Annotated in this window: 16 protein-coding genes and 1 pseudogene; 8 read left to right on the top strand and 9 right to left on the bottom strand. The window is 44.6% G+C overall.

The window, feature by feature from the left end; all coding sequences use genetic code 11:
* Positions 1 to 43: 43 nt before the first annotated feature.
* The 4 genes and pseudogenes from F0232_RS02315 to F0232_RS02300 all read right to left on the bottom strand — a co-directional run.
* Positions 44 to 403 (bottom strand): annotated as a pseudogene (locus tag F0232_RS02315) (response regulator transcription factor); the annotation flags it as partial.
* Between the two features lie 81 nt (positions 404 to 484).
* Positions 485 to 1,165 carry a spondin domain-containing protein gene (locus F0232_RS02310; protein WP_105058268.1) on the bottom strand — a complete coding sequence of 227 codons (681 nt, stop codon included), beginning with the start codon at positions 1,163 to 1,165 and terminating at the stop codon, positions 485 to 487.
* A 9-nt stretch (positions 1,166 to 1,174) separates the two neighbouring features.
* Positions 1,175 to 1,858 carry a spondin domain-containing protein gene (locus F0232_RS02305; protein WP_105058269.1) on the bottom strand — a complete coding sequence of 228 codons (684 nt, stop codon included), beginning with the start codon at positions 1,856 to 1,858 and terminating at the stop codon, positions 1,175 to 1,177.
* Positions 1,859 to 2,259: 401 nt separating this feature from the next.
* The gene (locus F0232_RS02300; RefSeq protein WP_008219317.1) at positions 2,260 to 2,601 is read right to left on the bottom strand and encodes a YggL family protein; all 342 of its coding nucleotides are present in this window, start codon (positions 2,599 to 2,601) and stop codon (positions 2,260 to 2,262) included.
* Positions 2,602 to 2,855: 254 nt separating this feature from the next.
* Here F0232_RS02300 and F0232_RS02295 point away from each other — a divergent pair, with 254 nt between their 5' ends.
* Positions 2,856 to 4,883, top strand: a complete 2,028-nt coding sequence (locus F0232_RS02295; protein WP_105058270.1) for a PhoX family phosphatase — start codon at positions 2,856 to 2,858, stop codon at positions 4,881 to 4,883.
* A gap of 172 nt (positions 4,884 to 5,055) precedes the next feature.
* Here F0232_RS02295 and F0232_RS02290 read toward each other — a convergent pair whose 3' ends face one another.
* From F0232_RS02290 to F0232_RS02280, 3 genes are all read right to left on the bottom strand, one after another.
* A complete protein-coding gene (locus tag F0232_RS02290; RefSeq protein ID WP_105058271.1) occupies positions 5,056 to 5,676 on the bottom strand; it encodes a LysE family translocator in 621 nt (206 codons plus the stop codon).
* A gap of 136 nt (positions 5,677 to 5,812) precedes the next feature.
* The gene (locus F0232_RS02285) at positions 5,813 to 7,099 is read right to left on the bottom strand and encodes a DEAD/DEAH box helicase (RefSeq protein WP_004740103.1); all 1,287 of its coding nucleotides are present in this window, start codon (positions 7,097 to 7,099) and stop codon (positions 5,813 to 5,815) included.
* Between the two features lie 181 nt (positions 7,100 to 7,280).
* Positions 7,281 to 8,264 carry a GTP-binding protein gene (locus F0232_RS02280; protein WP_061030839.1) on the bottom strand — a complete coding sequence of 328 codons (984 nt, stop codon included), beginning with the start codon at positions 8,262 to 8,264 and terminating at the stop codon, positions 7,281 to 7,283.
* Between the two features lie 625 nt (positions 8,265 to 8,889).
* On the opposite strand from F0232_RS02280, the gene clcA reads away from it, so the two are divergent.
* Positions 8,890 to 10,296: a H(+)/Cl(-) exchange transporter ClcA gene (gene clcA / locus F0232_RS02275; RefSeq protein ID WP_105058272.1), complete on the top strand. Its 1,407-nt coding sequence runs from the start codon at positions 8,890 to 8,892 to the stop codon at positions 10,294 to 10,296.
* Positions 10,297 to 10,502: 206 nt separating this feature from the next.
* Positions 10,503 to 11,483: a TDT family transporter gene (locus F0232_RS02270; RefSeq protein WP_171730738.1), complete on the top strand. Its 981-nt coding sequence runs from the start codon at positions 10,503 to 10,505 to the stop codon at positions 11,481 to 11,483.
* Positions 11,484 to 11,638: 155 nt separating this feature from the next.
* On the opposite strand, the gene hmpA is transcribed toward F0232_RS02270, so the two are convergent.
* Positions 11,639 to 12,835, bottom strand: a complete 1,197-nt coding sequence (hmpA, locus tag F0232_RS02265; protein ID WP_105058273.1) for an NO-inducible flavohemoprotein — start codon at positions 12,833 to 12,835, stop codon at positions 11,639 to 11,641.
* A gap of 368 nt (positions 12,836 to 13,203) precedes the next feature.
* Here hmpA and norR point away from each other — a divergent pair, with 368 nt between their 5' ends.
* Both norR and F0232_RS02255 read left to right on the top strand, forming a co-directional pair.
* Complete coding sequence (gene norR, locus F0232_RS02260) at positions 13,204 to 14,796, top strand: nitric oxide reductase transcriptional regulator NorR (RefSeq protein WP_105058274.1); 1,593 nt, start codon at positions 13,204 to 13,206, stop codon at positions 14,794 to 14,796.
* An 89-nt stretch (positions 14,797 to 14,885) separates the two neighbouring features.
* Positions 14,886 to 15,245, top strand: coding sequence for a glutaredoxin (locus tag F0232_RS02255; RefSeq protein WP_008219334.1), 360 nt, complete (start codon positions 14,886 to 14,888; stop codon positions 15,243 to 15,245).
* 106 nt (positions 15,246 to 15,351) lie between these two features.
* Here the strand turns inward: F0232_RS02255 and F0232_RS02250 are convergent, their stop codons facing one another.
* Positions 15,352 to 15,984 (bottom strand): OmpA family protein, encoded by a 633-nt coding sequence (locus F0232_RS02250; protein WP_105058275.1) that lies wholly within the window; start codon positions 15,982 to 15,984, stop codon positions 15,352 to 15,354.
* A 258-nt stretch (positions 15,985 to 16,242) separates the two neighbouring features.
* On the opposite strand from F0232_RS02250, the gene F0232_RS02245 reads away from it, so the two are divergent.
* From F0232_RS02245 to F0232_RS02235, 3 genes are all read left to right on the top strand, one after another.
* A complete protein-coding gene (locus F0232_RS02245; protein ID WP_061030833.1) occupies positions 16,243 to 16,869 on the top strand; it encodes a thioredoxin domain-containing protein in 627 nt (208 codons plus the stop codon).
* Between the two features lie 56 nt (positions 16,870 to 16,925).
* On the top strand, positions 16,926 to 17,399 hold the full coding sequence (locus F0232_RS02240; protein WP_061030832.1) for an FKBP-type peptidyl-prolyl cis-trans isomerase: 474 nt from the start codon (positions 16,926 to 16,928) through the stop codon (positions 17,397 to 17,399).
* A 180-nt stretch (positions 17,400 to 17,579) separates the two neighbouring features.
* The gene (locus tag F0232_RS02235) at positions 17,580 to 18,173 is read left to right on the top strand and encodes a TetR/AcrR family transcriptional regulator (RefSeq protein WP_008219345.1); all 594 of its coding nucleotides are present in this window, start codon (positions 17,580 to 17,582) and stop codon (positions 18,171 to 18,173) included.
* Positions 18,174 to 18,288 lie beyond the last annotated feature (115 nt).

Genomic DNA, 18,288 nt, shown 5'->3' with positions numbered 1-18,288 from the left:
TGTTGTTTCTAACACACTGTGATGCAACATCAGTATAGACTGCGCGAGCTTGAAACTCGAGCACGCTGAAAGGCTTGGTAATATAGTCATCAACCCCAGCTTCTAAGCCCGACACCTTATCTAGCTCAGTGTCTCTTGCTGTAAGCATTAGCACAGGCGTCCAGTCTTCTTGCTGGCGTAACAATCGACAGAAATCAAGACCGTCGCCATCAGGTAAGCCTCGATCAAGCACGATCAAATCAAACTGACTTCTTCGATATAGCACTTGAGCCTTTTCAATTGAATTGGTTCTTACAACATCATGCCCTTGGAATTTAAGGTGCATCTGCACCAGCTCAGCCAAGTCGTCATCGTCTTCGACTAACAATATGTTTGCCATCAAATTTACCGCAGCACTATTCATTATCCCTGCTCTATTCGGAGTCTGCCCACCTTTCAATTGACCGGAATAGAGCAGGAATTCTTTCATCGTGTGCTCACCCTGTTACTCGGTGCGAGTAATAGTGATTCGTGCACCGGGATTAAGGAAACGATGGTTGCCACTCAGTGCAGAAGTCGCCAAACCATCATCTTGGCTGATGACACCAGAGTGGAAGCTCACTACATCGGTGTCGTTTCTAACACTGTTAAAGCCCTCACCACCGCCTGCAGGCCCAGGAATGGTTGCAGCGAGTTCATCATTAAGCTCGGTTCCTGAATCCCACACATTCATGTTCATCACGAATGTGTCGCCCACCGCTAATGATTTCAGCGATAAACCAGATTCACCGACAAACGCATCATTGGTATTCACCAACATTGAAGCAACAGAAATATACTCTTCTAAGCTTGGGTCGACACGAATAGACACCGTGTCTTGTTCTCCGGAAAGGATCAGCCCATTGCCTGAAATGCCTTGATAAACATTCGCGTCGCTGTCGCTTAGCGCGATGAGTTCAGCATTGCTTCCACCTTCAGCTAGGTATTCAAGGTCAACAGAAGCACTTTGGCCGATCTCAAACAGCTCAAAGCTAGTGTTGTGTGTCAGTACCGCGAGTGGTGACATAGGTTGGTTGGGCGTGAGGTTGGTAACGCTCACATCGTAGCGGTAGTAATCATCGTCATCATCAGGACAACCGGCTAACACGGCGACAGAAGCAGCGATAAATAAAATTCTAGCTTTCATACATCCCCCTTACTTCACAACGATCGTGATGGTTGCCACAGGGTTTAACCAGCGATGGCTGCTGCTATCGAGGTCACTAATACCGCCTGCAGCATCACTATCACCAATGTTGCCCGGATGAATATGTACCTTAGCGTTAGACACGGCAGTTTCTACACCTGTACCACCAGCACCAAAGGTAATAAAGGGAGGGTTTGGCATACTACCAGCCAACTCATCATTGGCTTCAGTACCTGCATCGTAGCCATTCAGTGTGGCTTTATAGGTACCTGCTTGAGCTGGGATCTTCCAGCTGTCTAATCCAACAAAACCATCATTGGTTGGTAATAACATTGCGCCAAGTGACAAGTAAGCTAAATCACCCGTATCGATATCAAACGTAGTTGCGACACCTGGGTTAAGAATGCCACTCGCAGGGTTCTCAACGACGACACCACCCGCATTGGCGATTACACCAGATAATCCCGAGATGTCTCCGCCTTCCGCCATGGATTCCAACTCAGCAGAAGCTGCCTCCCCCGTTCTAAACATGAACAAGCTTGAATCATGGGCCGCTGCCAAGATTGGCGTAAAGTAGATTCCTTTAGTTGCATTCGTCACTGTCACCTCAAGCTGGGCTGCCTGGGCTTGAACAGCTCCAAAAGCGAACATCGCAGAGCCGATCACTAAGCTGATTTGAGTACGTTTATTCATTTTGATTCCATCCTTTACTGAGTCCTTTCGTGACTGACGAATCAATAACATCGAAATACGTGTTATCTAGTCAGCCACGAACTGTGGTGTTGACTCTAAGAATGACGCCCAAATCTATCAGCAACTTCATTGAATTCTCATAAAAGTCTCACAAGTTTATACAAACTTATTACAGCCCAGATAAGTACCCATAGAGCGCTGATATTTAAGTGAAATTAGTCGCCTCGCAAAGCAAAGCAAAGCAAAGCAAAGCAAAAGAGAAACATTAAAAAGAGAATAATAAAGGAAGAAAACGCAAAAAGGCCGAATCGATTTACCGATTCGGCCTCTGTTTGGGTGTATTGTTGCTCGTTCTAAAAGCCGTGTAGGCCTCTAAGTGAAGCTAACAGTACAACATCAATTTAGAACGCGTAGTTTGCGTCAATAAGCTCGCTGACTTCAACTTTTGTTACTTCAGCACGCGCTTCAAGCCATTGTGCAACTTGCAGTTGCTCTGCTTCAGTTACAGAACGGTAACGCTCGATAGAACATAAGAAACCTTCAAACAGCTCAAGGCCACCGCCACCAAAGCATAAGCCGATGCTGTCGATGAAATCGATGAACTCGTCAATGAACACATCGTATTGGTCAAAATCAGCAATCGATGTCTTGCAGCTTACTTCAAAACCCAGAATCGCGAATTCACCTAGGTATAGCTTTTTGCGTAGGCGACGATTTTTGTTTTCGATTTTATCTAATTTCATAACTGTCTCTCTTTTCATTTGATTAAGCATTTATACACAGTTCTAACCCAATCCCCAAGTGTTTTGTCTTGCATGAGAAGTCTTATGGCAAAAATCGTGCTACAGAAACAAAAACTTAATAAAAACTATAAAAATCTGTCACTTAACTGCTTCACGATTGGTCACACATTTACCCAACTTATTAACCAATCAGTTAGTACGAGGGTAAGTCATAAATAACGAATAATAAAATCAGCCAATAGGAAGCAGTCGCGATGAGCAAGGAAACATTTGATAGCACTCGTTTTAACAAGAGTAAAAACAAACCCTTCGAAGAAGTTCTAGATGCAAACCTTTCAAGAAGAAACGTATTAAAAGGCGGTTTAGGCATCAGTGCAATGACCGCTTTTGGCGCGTTTGGTTTAGCGGGTCACAGCACAGCTAACGCCGCAACAATGCAAGCAACAGGCGCGCAAAAAAGCACCGCAACTTTAGCGTTTGAATCGGTTAAAGGCTCATTGACTGACAGTGTTGTTGTGCCTAAAGGCTACACAGCACAAGTGCTCGTTCCTTGGGGCACACCACTTAACAAACATGGCAATGCTTGGTTAAAAGACGGTACAAACAACGCACAAGACCAAGCTAACGCACTGGGAATGCACCACGATGGCATGCACTTCTTCCCGCTTGATGGCAACAGCAACGATGGCTTATTGGTAATCAACCACGAATACATTGACCAAAAAGCATTGCACGCTAACGGCCCGACATATAATGAAGGTGCTCGCCCTAGCCTTGATGAAGTACGTAAAGAGATCAACGCACACGGCGTGAGTGTGGTTCGCGTTAAGCTTGAAGGTAATCAATGGGTAATGGTCGATAACGACCCACTTAACCGCCGCTACACTGGCGCGACAGTAATGGATCTATCTGGCCCTGTCGCTCACAGTGAGTTTACCAAAACCAAATTCTCACAAGACGGCAGCCAAGCTCGCGGCACTTTGAACAACTGTGGTAATGGCTACACGCCATGGGGAACTTACCTGACGTGTGAAGAAAACTGGCCGGGTTATTTCGTTAATAAAGGCGAGACAACGCCAGCGCAAGAACGTATTGGAATCGCTACCGACAAAACACGTTACGGTTGGGACACACTTTCAGGTAACAAACAAGAACGCTTAGACGAATTTGCACGCTTTGACGTAACACCAACAGGTGAGTCAGCGATGGACGATTATCGTAACGAAGCACACGGTCACGGCTACATTGTTGAGATCGACCCCTACACTGCAAACTCTCGTGCGAAAAAGCGCTCTGCTCTGGGGTGCTTCCGTCACGAAGGTTGTACCTTTGGTAAGTTAACCGAAGGCGAACCAATCGTATTCTACTCTGGTCACGATTCTCGTTTCGAATACCTCTACAAATTTGTTTCTGAAGCGAAATGGGACCCGCGTGACGCTGAGCCAAGCAACCGCCTAAATGCTGGCGACAAGTACATGGACAAAGGCACGCTTTATGTAGCCAAGTTCAACGACGACGGTTCAGGCACATGGTTACCGTTAACTCTGAGCAGCAAAACCACCAATGGTGGCAAGCTAGGTGATACGTTTGATTCTCAAGCGGCACTTATCGTTAATACCGCAGGCGCAGCCGACCTTGTAGGCGCAACGCCAATGGATCGCCCTGAATGGTGCTCTGTAGATCCAATGACAGGTACGGCTTACCTAACGCTAACCAACAACAATAAGCGCAAAGAAGCCAATTCAGCGAACCCTCGCGTAAACAACAAATTTGGTCATGTTATCCGTTGGGATGAAGGCAAAACGGCGGGCGAATTCCATTGGGATATCTTTGTATTCGGTTCACCTGCAGTGGAAGATAAGTCTATCAACCGCTCAGGTCTAACAGATATGAACCAATTCGCAAGCCCTGATGGCCTAGCGTTTGATGCGCGTGGCATTTTGTGGATTCAAACGGACAACGGCGCAGACGAAGTAACGGGCTATACCAATGACCAAATGCTGGCTGTCGTTCCATCGCAGTTAACGGATGACCAAGGTAACAGCGCGGTAATTGATGCTAACAATCAAGCACAGCTAAAGCGCTTCTTTGTGGGTCCAAACGGTTGTGAAGTGACTGGCTTTACCATCAGCCCAGACTTCAAATCACTGTTTGTGAACATTCAACACCCTGCGAACTGGCCATCATCAGACGATGCAACGGCTCAGACTCAAGGCAACGTTCGTCCGAGAGCATCGACCGTTGTGATTCGCCGTGAGGACGGTGGTGAAATCGCCGTTTAATCGGTAGAACTGGCTGAGATCGGAAACATTTCTAACATCTAGCTATGTAAAACCAAAAAGAGCGATAAGGCCAAATGCCCTATCGCTCTTTTTCTATTCTATTCAATCTTCGGTTTAAGTAAGAATCCTAGCATTCAAGTTCATCGTCATACCAAGCTCTCGTTAATCACAGTTAACTCACGAACAACCACACACCAACACCCATCATCAAAGTGCCGGCAATGCGGTTCATCAACTTCACATTATCAGCCTTACCGAGCATGTGCTTAAGGCTCTTACCGCCTGTCGCGTACAGAGTCATACAAACAAACTCAGAAACAAGAATAATCGACACGAGAATGAACAACTGCGGTGCTAAGTCTTTACTGCTGTTAATAAAAGGAGGCAGCAGAGAAATCATAAACGCCCAGCCTTTCGGGTTTGCAATCGCAGTAACAAAGCCTTGAACCACCAAATCCCAATCATTGTTCACTTGGGTGTCTTGATTATCAGTACTGATCGCCAGTTTGCCTCTCGAGCGCCACATCTGAATACCTAGGTAGAACAAATATGCTGCACCAACGAACTTAAAGCCAGCAAATAACCACGGGTAGTTCAGCATTATTGAAGCAATACCCAATACAGCGGCGACCGACACAACAGCAACACCTGCCAGCTCACCGATCATCATCCATAATGTGCGCTTGTAACCAATACTCATACCAAGCGTTAAGGCCAAAGTCATACACATGCCGGGCGTGATTGATACAAAGAAAAACGTGGGGATGAAAGCCCAAAGTAGCGCGCTATCCATATTATTACCTTATCGACTTATTTTTATTTGATTGTTTAGCTTGTTGAGCTGTCTTTGTAAGGAGCGACCTTATATTTAGCGACACCACGAAAAAGAGCCACAATACAGTGGCTCTTTTTCATTACCAACCGTAATTTTACTTACGACGGTTTTTAATTCGCTTCATCATCGCTAGGCGACGTTCTGCACTTGCTTGGTCTTGTGGAGCATCATTCGCGTTGTTCTTACGACCTTGGCGGTTTTTGTATGCCGCTTTCGTGTTTAGCTTCTCAATGTAAGCATCACGCTTCTTAGGTTCGTAACCTGGTTGCTCAACACGACGAATACGTTGTTGAATCAGTTTCTCAACTTGAACAACTGTCAGTTCTTCTTCGCGGTTAACGAAAGAGACAGCATGACCTTGTTTACCCGCGCGACCAGTTCGGCCAATACGGTGAACGTAATCTTCTGCTAAGAAAGGCATGTCGTAGTTAATCACGTGTGGTAAGTCTTCAATATCAAGACCACGAGCCGCAACATCGGTTGCCACCATCACACGTGCTTTACCTTCTTTAAAATCATCTAAAGCACGACGACGAGCACTTTGCGCTTTATCACCGTGACACAGTACAGCTTTAATGCCGTCTAACTTAAGCTCTTTAACCACTTCGTTTGCGGTTTCTTTGTAGTTCACAAACACCAACACTTGGCGCCAGTTTTTACGGCCAATCAGCTCAGAAAGTAGCTCTGTTTTACGCTCTTGATCCACAGGGTAAACTACGTGACCTACCGTTGCAGCCGTTGAGTTTTCACGCTCAACACTGATACGTTTTGGCTTACGTAAGATATCAACCGACAGTTGGTTTAACTGCGTTGATGTGGTCGCAGAGAACATCATGATTTGTGGAGAAGTTTCTACATCCAACATGATCTTGCGAACCGCATTGATAAAGCCCATATCTAAGATACGGTCAGCTTCATCAAATACTAGGAATTCTAGGTTAGCAATAGACACGTTACCCGCTTCTAAGTGCTCTTCTAAACGGCCTGGCGTCGCAACCAGAATATCAACACCCAGTTCTAATTGACGAACCTGTGAAGACATCTTGTTACCACCGTAAACCGCAGAAACGCTTAGTTCTGTGTATTTAACGTAGTCTTTAATGTTTTGAGCAATCTGCGCTGCTAGCTCACGAGTTGGAGCTAGAATAAGGCCGCGAGCCGTTCCTCGAGATGCTTTTTTACCACTGTTCAGTAGATGCTGGATAACAGGCAATGAGAATGCCGCTGTTTTACCTGTACCGGTTTGAGCAGTAGCAAAAATATCATGGCCTTTACGAGCCATTGGAATTGCTTTTTGTTGAATTGGAGTGAGTTTTTCATAACCACACTCAGTCAGCGCTTTGACTAATTCAGGAGCAAAACCTTGAGAGGAAAATGACATTGTTACGAGTTCCTTAAGCAGAAAGCCTACATTCTTATTTCAGCCGAGCACTATAAAGTAATTAGAGTGATTTATCTCACATTTATCGTGATATAACGCAAATTTTCTCACTTAATCTGGTGTTTACCTAGCTAACTGCGAAGCAAACACCCGATTATTATGCTCAAACAGGGAATAAACCCTATTTGATGCCACACAGCTTGAGCAAGATCTGCTCTAGATCGCCCCAAGGCATAAGCTGTGAGTCGATCACTTCTAATCGTGATTCAAAACCATCAAGTGTGATTTCATTGACTGAAACAACTTGATTCGCGACGTTGAAAGCAAAGCAACCTTGGTCAGTGTTGACCACCGCTTTAACGCGCTCAGCCGTCAAATCAGACAGCATTGAGAATAGCGCATCGAAATCGAATTTATACTCTGCACCAAATAGCCAACCACAACTAAAATAACCCTGCCCTTTGTTTTCCTTTCGGATGAACGCTTCGCCAGGCGGAAGTTCGAATTGAGGTTCTTGTTCAGCGTGATCATGATGGTGCGATTCAATATGAGTTGAAGCACTTCCGTATACACGTTCGATGTCCAGCACTTCCAACGGCACTTCACCATCGTGAATCAGCTTATGGAATACTTTTGCGGGTGTTTGATCGGTCACCCAATCGTTAAATACATCGATGTCTTCAGAGTGAACAAGGTCAACTTTAGTACCAAGAATCACATCAGCACTGTCTAACTGATCATTAAAGTTCTGATTAGAGGTGTACTTTTCGTTGGATAAGTTACGCGGATCAACCAAACCTAGCGTCGCTTTAAGATCAACGTATGGCGTGTATTGATCTGAAGTCAGGGTCGCAATAACCTGCTTTGGGTGCCCTAGACCTGTTGGCTCAATCAGTAAACGGTCTGGCTTTTGACGGAGCAACGCATTAATGCCCACCGACATCGGCACGCCAGCAGTACAACACATGCAACCACCCGGTACTTCTTTAATCAAAGCACCTTGGTCTGTCATCAATGCACCATCAATGCCGATCTCACCGAACTCATTAACCAGTACAGCCCAGTTTTCATTCTCAGGTTTGTTTTTAAGTAAGTTCAAAATCGCTGTCGTCTTACCAACACCTAAGAAACCCGTAATTATGTTTGTAGGAACTTTTTTGGTCATATCAGTTCTCCTTTTTTAGGGAGTATATACACAATTACCGAAAAGTTGACCCCAATCACTTGTTTATACTCATATTGAATCGCAAAGCGTGGGTTCGCAAAATGGAGAGTCGGGCTGAGAAGCTGAAAATTGACCAATAAGGAATTAACATCCAGGGAGAGATGAGTGTTGGCTGATGGCTGATGGCTAGCAAAATAAAGAAAAGCAGATTTTGGATGCTCCAAACGAACTAAAGGCGTACTTCATGAGTACGCCTCACCCTCGTTACTCAATCGTGAGTTCGCGAATCAGGAAGCCTTAAATATCGACCTGAACATTTAACGAGGAACTAAAAACTTTGTTTCTGAATCCATCCAAATTGTGTGTAAAACCTCACTTCTCCTTGCGGTTCGTTATGTTGCTTTACGATTTAACTATGGTTCATTTTTGCGGTAATTCAAGTTACCACCCGAGAAACGATCAAAATTGTGACGGTGATTCCACTATATTGTCCATAGATCTTATTTATGTAATACACTACTTTCATAAATGAAATTCAACTTTGCATCTTTGCTGCTATAGGATAAGCAAGGGAGGCGTATAATTTACGACAGTCCCACCGCATCAACTCAGGAACCAACCTTCAATGACCAATAGAGAGAAATTTAAGCAATCCCTTTTAGCAAAAATGCCAAGGGGTGCTATTAACCAATTTCTTTCTAGAGACAAAGCTCCCGTTTCAGTTCTCATCCTTTCGTGCATTGTTGGTGTCCTTGCCGGTGTCGTTGGTACCTATTTCGAAGTTGCGGTTCATTTCATCACAGAAACACGTACCGATTGGCTAAAAGACGAGATTGGAAGCTATTTACCACTTTGGCTAGCTGCCTTTCTTATCAGTGCTGCATTCGCCTTTATTGGCTATTTCCTCGTTCATCGCTTTGCTCCTGAAGCCGCAGGATCTGGTATTCCTGAGATTGAAGGCGCAATGGACGGGATGCGTCCGGTTCGTTGGTGGCGAGTATTGCCCGTGAAGTTCTTTGGCGGTATGGGCGCTCTCGGTTCAGGTATGGTGTTAGGTCGTGAAGGGCCAACCGTGCAAATGGGCGGTAGCATTGGTCGTATGGTCACTGACATCTTCCGAGTAAAAGATGATGACAGCCGCCACTCTTTACTAGCTTCGGGTGCGGCTGGCGGTTTAGCTGCTGCATTCAACGCACCGCTAGCTGGGATTATGTTCGTTGTCGAAGAGATGAGACCGCAGTTTCGCTACTCGCTTATTTCTATCAAAGCCGTCATCATTTCTGCCGTTTCAGCCAACATTGTATTTCGCTCTATCAATGGGCAGTCGGCTGTTATTACCATGCCTCAGTATCAACAACCGGATCTGAGTGCGCTTTGGTTATTCTTATTATTGGGCGTACTGTTCGGTATGTTTGGGGTGATATTCAATAAACTTATCACCCTTTCACAAGACATGTTTGTCGCAATACATAAGAACGACCGTAAACGTTACTTGATTACAGGTACTTTGCTTGGCGGGTGCTTTGGCCTATTGCTTCTCTATATTCCAGAGTTGACTGGTGGTGGTATTGGCATTATCCCAAATGTCACCAACGGCAATTACAGTACCAATATATTACTGCTTATCTTTTTAGGGCGCGTACTAACCACGTTACTCTGTTTCGGCTCTGGCGCACCGGGCGGTATCTTTGCGCCGATGCTAGCACTGGGCACGCTCTTTGGTTACGCATTCGGGCTTATCGCGGCAGCACTCTTTCCTGAGCTGAATATAGAACCGGGCATGTTTGCGATTGCAGGTATGGGCGCACTGTTCGCAGCTACTGTACGTGCACCGATTACAGGGATATTACTGGTTATCGAAATGACCAATAATTACTACCTGATCTTACCGTTGATCATCACTTGTCTTGGTGCCGTAATCATTGCCCAAATGTTAGGTGGTCAGCCGATTTACAGCCAACTCCTCAACCGCACACTAAAAAACGAGAAATTGAGACAACAAGATCTCCCTCAACAAGAGGAAGTTCGTTAATAACAAATAACTCATGAAACAAAAGCACACATTCAACGTGCTTAATGTCCCGATTTCGCATCAAAATCAAAAAAGCAAACGTTAAACTTGGTATCATCCACTCAAAATTAGTTGAGCGCCCTCAACATCTATTGAAGGCACAACTGCACGCTCTAACTAGAGCAAAAATTCTAATGTTTGATAAATAACTAAGTTGGAGCAAGTCGTTGAACTGGAGAAGATTAACCCAAGTAAAAAATGTGCCGCCATCACAGGCGTCTTTAGCACTTGGTGTTATTGGGCTAGGACAGGCGTGGGCACTGTATCTCCCGGGGGTTGGTGAGATCATTCGTCCTTATCTCGCCGCATTCGGCGCGCTATTATTACTGCCAGTTTTACTTCGTTATCTCACCAGCTTTAATACCTTCATCAATGATATTCGTCACCCGCTTAGTGGAAGCCTAATGGCACCAATGAGCATGGCATTGTTGATCCTGTGCGACTATTTAGCCGAGATCTCCACCATAATCGCCTACCCAATATGGTTCTGTGCTCTATTGCTGCATTTTACTATGATGGTGTTGTTCTTCAGTTTCCAGATCATCAACTTCAAAATGTCGAACATTGTTCCAAGTTGGTTCCTATATCCAGTAGGCTTGATCAGTAGTTCATTGGCAGGCACACAGTTTGGCCACACCGTATTTTCAGAAACGCTTGCAGCAACCTGTATTGGTATCTATTTCTTCATGCTCCCTGTGGTGCTATATCGCTTGGTGTTTGAAGGGAACCTTCCACGCAGAGCAAGGCCAACACTGGCAATCATGGCCGCTCCGGTAAACTTGTCTTTAGCCGCGTACTTGGTCAACTTTAACAATCCAGATCCTATTCTCACAGGCGCATTGTCAGGTATCGCCATCACCATGACATTGTTGATTTACCTATGTTACATCCGCTTAATGCGCTTGAAGTTTCAACCTTCAATAGCGGCTGTCACCTTCCCTTCTGTTATCAGTGCCATCGCCATGCATCGTTTAACTACATTTTTCGGTGCAGAATACCCACAATGGTACTGGCTACACAAGTTTGGCTTCTTCGAGCTCACCATCGCAACTATCTTAGTGATTTGGGTCGCAGGCGGTTACGTGAAAATGTACTGGCCCGAGCTTTTTGACCCCGATTACATGTCTAAGAAAGTGAAACGTTCTTAATCAACTCAAAAACACTTTCTAACTCGCTGAATCCGCGGTTCTACACACAACAAAAAAGGCCTCACACTGTGAGGCCTTTTGAATAGGCAAGGTTTTTAATAGATCAGGCGAGTGTTAACACAACTCCCTAGAGTTCTTAAAAGTTAGCGTGGTTCTTAGAAGTTCGCGTGAGGGCCAAATACTTCATAGTGAACTCGTGAACGACAAACGTTTAGCGCGTCTAGTTGCTCTACGATGTTCTTCATAAAGCCAACCGGACCACAAATGTAGAAGTCGCTCTCTTCAAAACCTTTCGTGTCAGAAATAGACGCTAAGTCCATTTGACCTTCGTGCGTATTCTCACACGCAGATGCTTCTTTGTTCATGTACCAGGTTTTTGCTTCCCAACCTTTATCGGCAACGATATCTTTCACACGTTTAGTGAATGAGTGTTGGCCTTCATTTTCACAAGCGTGTAGGTAAAGTACTGGCTCATTTTTCTCTTCAGTATTCAGGAACTCAAGCATAGACTGCATTGGCGTTACACCAACACCTGCAGAGATAAGCGTTACTGGCTTACTGCGCTCTTGATAAATGAAGTCACCCGCTGGAGCATAAAGGCTTACTTCATCACCGATAGCAACCGTGTCGTGTAGGTGGTTAGAAACCACGCCCTGTGTTTCTTGGCCATGGCCTTCACGCTTCACAGAGATGCGGTATTGCTTACCGTTCGGCTTGTCTGATAGTGAGTATTGGCGAATTTCACTGTATTGCGCGCCTTCTGGCTTAACTTCGATACCGATGTATTGACCAGGCGTGTAGTCTAGAACGTCACCGCCATCTTTTGGTTGTAGAATAAAGCTTGTTACTAGTGCTGACTCTTCAATCTTGTCTGCAATCACGAATGTACGTGCCGCTTCCCAGCCGCCAACAGCTTGTTTGCGTTGTAGGTAAAGCTCAGCTTCACGATCGATGAATACTTGAGCCAAGAAAAGGTACGCCGCTGTCCACGCCTCTTCTACTTCAGGTGTGAACGCGTCTGTTGCCAACTCGCGCAATGTTTCAATCAGGTGTAAACCAACGATTTGGTAATGCTCTGGTTGAATGTTAAAACTTGTATGTTTGTGAGCAATGCGTTCAACCGCTGTTGTTAACGCTGCTAGGTTTTCAATGTTCTTTGCATATGCCGCGATAGCTTCAAACAGTGCTACGCCTTGGCGACCTGTTCTTTGGTGAGTCATATTGAAGATATCTTTTAACTCAGGGTTATGCGTGAACATACGTTGATAAAAGTGCTGAGTTAAAGCTGGGCCTGCGCTCTCAAGTAGAGGAATAGTAGATTTGATGATTTCGATATGTGCATTGTTAAGCATGAATTTACTCCGAACACTGAGCCTTATGACCTATTATGTCATTTTGACTACTTAAAAATTAAGAATGACTTATCGATTTTCTGAAAGCTTAGTTATTCTTAGAAACTGAGTTATTTTGACTCGTTTTCATTTCAAAAAATCGCGAAACCTGATTAATGCCACCTGATTGATTGAGATCAAGAATAGTCTGTTTAATCAGCGCTATAATTGGGCTTCACTGTCTGTTTAGCACAATCAGTGCCAACTTTTTCAAGCCTCGCCACCACTCGCTTTATTCTAAAAACCGCCTTTATAAAAATGTCAAAAAGACCTTTTTTTTAAGTCAATAAGACTCTATAGTGTATATAAACACACAGTTAGAGTTTTTTATGCAAGATATCTCCGCATCTACCCTCATGGAAATGACCATTGGCCTCGCAAGTGGTGTGAACGATCAAGATCGTTTTAACCGCCTGATCGATGCCATTCGTAAAACCATCACGTGTGATTGTGTCGCGCTATTAAGCCTTCAAGGTGACACGCTAGTCCCCGTTGCAATGCAGGGCCTCAGTCGCGACACGTTCGGTCGTCGGTTCATCATTTCAGAGCACCCACGCTTTGCGGAGATATGTGCATCTCGCTCTCCTGTTCGTTTCGATTCTGACAGTTCACTGCCTGACCCTTTTGATGGTCTACTGATCGACCATGATGGCGACCTTCCGATGCACGCTTGTATGGGACTGCCTTTACTATTTGGCGATAAACTACTGGGCGTTCTGACACTAGACAGCCTAAAACCAGACGTCTTCGCTAACATTCCAGCACGTAACCTTGAAGTATTAGCAGCCATTGCGGCGTCAAGCATGCAGATGGCATTGACCTTTTCTCAGCTTGAACATCAAGCAAAACAATCCAAACAGTTGTTAGAAGAGTTGAACGTTGAAGCTTGGGAACGCGACGGCGGTGAGTTGATCGGTAACAGTGACACCATGGTTGCACTTAAAAACGACATCGCTGTAGTAGCACCTTCAGAATTCAATATTCTGATTCACGGTGACACAGGTGTAGGTAAAGAACTGGTCGCTCGCACTCTGCACCATCAATCGCAACGTAAGCGTAATCCATTAGTTTACGTAAACTGTGCTGCGATTCCTGAAAACCTAGTTGAAAGTGAATTGTTTGGTCATGTACGTGGCGCATTTACAGGTGCAGACAAAAGCCGTTTAGGTAAGTTTGCGTTAGCCGATGGCGGCACCCTATTCCTTGATGAAATTGGTGAACTGCCGTTAGCCGCGCAAAGTAAATTACTGCGTGCCCTGCAAAACAATGAAATTCAGCCTGTAGGTCAAGACAATATCCAAACCATAGATGTACGCGTATTGGCGGCCACTAATAGAGATTTAAAGCAAGAAGTGGAAGACGGTCGATTCAGAGCTGACTTGTACCACCGATTAAGTGTATACCCTATTGCGGTTCCTGCATTGAAAGATCGTGGTGACGACATCAGCTTGCTAGCGGGCTTCTTCCTGGAACAAGCGCGTCGTAAGTTGGGTATCAACCAAGTGAAATTCCGCTCTGACGTCCTTTCTTTCCTAAACCGTTATGGTTGGCCGGGTAACGTGCGTGAACTTGAGCACGTGATCAGTCGCTCAGCATTAAAAGCATTAGCACGTAGCACCAATAAAAACCTAGTGACAATTACTAAAGAAGATTGTGGTCCACTCGACCAAGATCAGCCTATTGCGACGACCCAGGTGAAGAACACACCGTTATCGACACCAACGATCGACCTTTCTGCAGGGCTACGTGGCGCAACGGACGATTTTCAACGCAGTATCATCACTGAGGTGTTGGAAGATGCCAACTTTAACTGGGCACAAGCTGGGCGAGTTCTGAAAACAGACCGAGCAAACCTGACTCGACTGTCTAAGCGTTTAGGGTTAAATGTGGCTAAGTCTCACACGATTGAACGGACAAAATAGATATTAGCGGTTTGTTGCGAGCATCTGACAAAACTTGTGTATATAATGCTGCAAATTGTAACGCTAATTTTAAATATGTAGAGAGAGTTATGAAGTTTATCCGTTGGTTCTTAGGTCGTGTGATTTTGCTATTAAATTTTGTTTTTACCCCTCGTGGCGTGAAGCGTTCTCAAGAAGAACAAAGCCAAGTGAATGAGCAAGCAAAAACGCACACGTTATACCAATTCGAAGCGTGCCCATTTTGTGTAAAAGTGCGCCGCGCGATGAAACGTCAATCGGTTCAGTTTGAACTTCGTGATGCTAAAAATAACGAACAGCACCGTGCAGAGCTTGAAGCGGGCGGCGGTCGTGTGAAAGTACCTTGCCTACGTATTGAAAAAGACGGAAAAACTGAGTGGATGTACGAGTCTTCAGACATCGTTGCTTACTTAGAAAAGCAGTTTGCATAAGCTGAAAAGCTAAGCGAAAGTCAGATACAAAAAATCCCTCAAATGTGAGGGATTTTTTATGTCTGTTATTTGCGTATTCTTCACTTGGGAACAAAAACGCTAAAGGTTATTTGGCGACGATAAGCATCAGTTCCACGCGGCGGTTACACGCCTTACCTTGCGGTGAAGCGTTGGTACATGCTGGAACATACTCACCAAAGCCGCGAGTGTAAATAGAACGACTCGATACATAGTTGCTCTCTAAGCGAGCTTTCACCTCTTTTGCACGCTGCTCTGACAAAGGATCATTAATACGATCTGTGCCTGTATTATCAGTATGACCTTCAATCACGATATCGATGTCTTGGCGCTGAGAAAGGTAACTACCAAGTGTGTCCAACCATTGGTTATAAGCCGGCTCTGGGAAGGCTGACCCTGTCTTAAAGTTCACGTGTTGCTCAAGCTTAACCATCACGTGGTTACCCGGCAGTACTTCAAAATCGATACGGTTTTGTCTTAAAAACACTTCTAGCGGATCATTCGTCGACACACCACGACCATAGTTAGTAGTTATGGTTTTTTGATAAGAATGGCTCTGCATTGAGTAACCGCGGTTGCTCGCTGTACCTGTAGTTTGAACCACACCCCACTCTGGGTGCATCAGGTCATAGTCGGTTTGCGGTGCCGTCTCTAACAGGTTATCACCTAGCATACCGGTTGGTAATGTTGTCTCACACCCAGCCAAAGCTATGCTTAACATTATCGCTAAATATCTCATTACTTCACCAACCACTCATGCAGATAAATCATTTACTAATGTCTATATCGGCATCGAGAAAAAAACTTTAGACAAAATGAGAACACATCTTAAAAAAGTGCTTTTGATCACAGTTAACCGTCAACTAGCCTGTCTTCGCTCGCTAGTTCGAACTGTTTGCATTTATTTACCTTATAATTGTTTTCCAATTCCGACTAAATAGTTAGAATCTCACGACTTCTTAACGCTAGAGTAAACATCATGTTTAAACCATTTACTAAATTCATCACTGCAATTGTTGCTGTACTTGTTATCGCCGGTTGTAGTGAAACAGACGAGCCACAAAAAGGTGTTCAATACGAAGCACTTCCTACCGCTCTAACAGAATTTAACTTGTCTCCGATCACTGAAATCTTCTCTCTAAACTGTGGTCACTGTCGTCAAATGGAAAGTGCAATTCCAGAGATTGAGTCGCTTACAGACCAAACCATTGGCAAGATGCACGTAACATTCAATGAAAGTGCTCAAATCAGCGCAATGATCTACTACACAGCAGTGATGCAGCTTAATGCAACGCCAGACCACGCTTTCATGGACGACTTATTCGGCGCTGTTCAAATGGGTGCAGACGCAACACCAGAGCAACGTCAACAAGCGCTAGAAACCGCTTTTACTTCTCGCGGTTTGGTTAGCCCGTACCAATTGAACAAAGAACAACAGGTAACGCTTTTTGACTATGTTAAAAAAGCAGAAGAAGTTTCAGTAAAAGGTCAGATCAACTCAGTACCAACGTTTATCGTTAACGGCAAATACCAAGTACTGACAGCTGGGCACCAAGACGTTGCTGGCATCGCAAAAACGATCAACTACCTTTTGACTCAACCATAAGCGCGGCTTTAGTCAGCTCATCAATAAACTAAGCAATAAATACAATAGGTTTTACTATGTCTAAATTTGTCATCCCGGTCATCGTCTTTCTTTTGGCGGGTTTCATGATTTACCGTACTTGGACAAATCATAAGTCTGGTGCAGAAAACTTCGAACAAGGTCAACAGTTCCTGCTAGAGAACGGAAAAAAAGAAGGTGTGATCACGACTGAAAGCGGTCTTCAATACCTAGTTCTTGAAGAAGGTTCAGGTACAGAGCACCCAACTAAAAACAGCAAAGTAACGGTTCACTACCACGGTACTCTGATTGACGGTACGGTTTTCGATAGCTCTGTAGAACGTGGCGAGCCAATCTCATTCGCTCTTAAGCAAGTAATCAAAGGCTGGCAAGAAGGTTTGACTTACATGGTAGAAGGCCAAAAGGTTCGCCTATTCATTCCAAGCACGCTAGGTTACGGCAAAGGTGGTACAGGTCCTATCCCACCATCAGCAACACTGATTTTTGACGTTGAGTTAATCTCTATCCAGTAATCTACTCGCTTGAAAGTGAGCATTACGTTAAGCCCCGACATGCAGAACATGCCGGGGCTTTTTATTCGTAAGTCATTACTTTAAATCGCCTTATCACTGGCGACCATCCAGTTGACACGAATAATCAAGTAAAAACACAGCCACTAGACGACTGGTCTAATTTAAATTATAGTATCGACCATGAACGAGAAAACAAATGACACGCGCCTGCATATTTTGAATGTTGGCTATCAATTAATAGTGAACAACGGCTTCAATGGCGTTGGCTTATCACAATTGCTTAAAGAAGCGGAAGTACCGAAAGGATCGTTTTACCACTACTTTAAATCGAAAGAGCAATTTGGTGAGGCGTTAATTCAGCACTATTTTGAAAACTACATCACTAAGATTGAATCCATTTTAGTGCACGGTGAAGGCAACCATTATCAACGAATTCTGGGTTACTTTTCACTATGGGCGAAAACTGAAGATGGCACCTGTAACGCACACAAGTGTTTAGTGGTTAAGCTCAGCGCTGAAGTTTCTGACCTTTCTGATCCTATGCGCCAGGCTCTGCTAAAAGGTGCTGAGAAAGTCACAATAACCATTCAACAATGTATTGTTGGCGGTATTGAAGATGGCTCTATCTCGGTAGAAAACAGTCAAGAAGCGGCCCAGAACCTATACTCAATGTGGCTAGGCGCTAGTTTATTAAGCAAGTTAAGCCAAAGTTCACATAGCTTAGAATCGGCATTACGCCTTACCGAACAAATTTTAAAAGGTGAAAGCCATTAACGCGCACTGCGTTTTATTGGCATTGACTTTTTTAGCTCAAAAGAAATCACCCGCCCTCTTATCAATTTGATGACGGCGGGATTTTTAGGAAACAAAACTAGACGACTGGTCTAAT

It is taken from the genome of Vibrio sp. T3Y01 (genome assembly GCF_013114525.1).
In the GTDB taxonomy this organism is placed as follows: Bacteria; Pseudomonadota; Gammaproteobacteria; order Enterobacterales; family Vibrionaceae; genus Vibrio; species Vibrio chagasii_B.
Note: the sequence above shows the minus strand (reverse complement) of the source record. Positions and strands in the feature narration are given on the sequence as shown.

Bases quoted from the DNA above. Each gene is read 5' to 3' on its own strand.
- F0232_RS02310 (WP_105058268.1), bottom strand. From the start codon at position 1,165: ATGAAAGCTAGAATTTTATTTATCGCTGCTTCTGTCGCCGTGTTAGCC.
- F0232_RS02305 (WP_105058269.1), bottom strand. From the start codon at position 1,858: ATGAATAAACGTACTCAAATCAGCTTAGTGATCGGCTCTGCGATGTTC.
- F0232_RS02300 (WP_008219317.1), bottom strand. From the start codon at position 2,601: ATGAAATTAGATAAAATCGAAAACAAAAATCGTCGCCTACGCAAAAAG.
- F0232_RS02295 (WP_105058270.1), top strand. From the start codon at position 2,856: ATGAGCAAGGAAACATTTGATAGCACTCGTTTTAACAAGAGTAAAAAC.
- F0232_RS02290 (WP_105058271.1), bottom strand. From the start codon at position 5,676: ATGGATAGCGCGCTACTTTGGGCTTTCATCCCCACGTTTTTCTTTGTA.
- F0232_RS02285 (WP_004740103.1), bottom strand. From the start codon at position 7,099: ATGTCATTTTCCTCTCAAGGTTTTGCTCCTGAATTAGTCAAAGCGCTG.
- F0232_RS02280 (WP_061030839.1), bottom strand. From the start codon at position 8,264: ATGACCAAAAAAGTTCCTACAAACATAATTACGGGTTTCTTAGGTGTT.
- clcA (WP_105058272.1), top strand. From the start codon at position 8,890: ATGACCAATAGAGAGAAATTTAAGCAATCCCTTTTAGCAAAAATGCCA.
- hmpA (WP_105058273.1), bottom strand. From the start codon at position 12,835: ATGCTTAACAATGCACATATCGAAATCATCAAATCTACTATTCCTCTA.
- norR (WP_105058274.1), top strand. From the start codon at position 13,204: ATGCAAGATATCTCCGCATCTACCCTCATGGAAATGACCATTGGCCTC.
- F0232_RS02255 (WP_008219334.1), top strand. From the start codon at position 14,886: ATGAAGTTTATCCGTTGGTTCTTAGGTCGTGTGATTTTGCTATTAAAT.
- F0232_RS02250 (WP_105058275.1), bottom strand. From the start codon at position 15,984: ATGTTAAGCATAGCTTTGGCTGGGTGTGAGACAACATTACCAACCGGT.
- F0232_RS02245 (WP_061030833.1), top strand. From the start codon at position 16,243: ATGTTTAAACCATTTACTAAATTCATCACTGCAATTGTTGCTGTACTT.
- F0232_RS02240 (WP_061030832.1), top strand. From the start codon at position 16,926: ATGTCTAAATTTGTCATCCCGGTCATCGTCTTTCTTTTGGCGGGTTTC.
- F0232_RS02235 (WP_008219345.1), top strand. From the start codon at position 17,580: ATGAACGAGAAAACAAATGACACGCGCCTGCATATTTTGAATGTTGGC.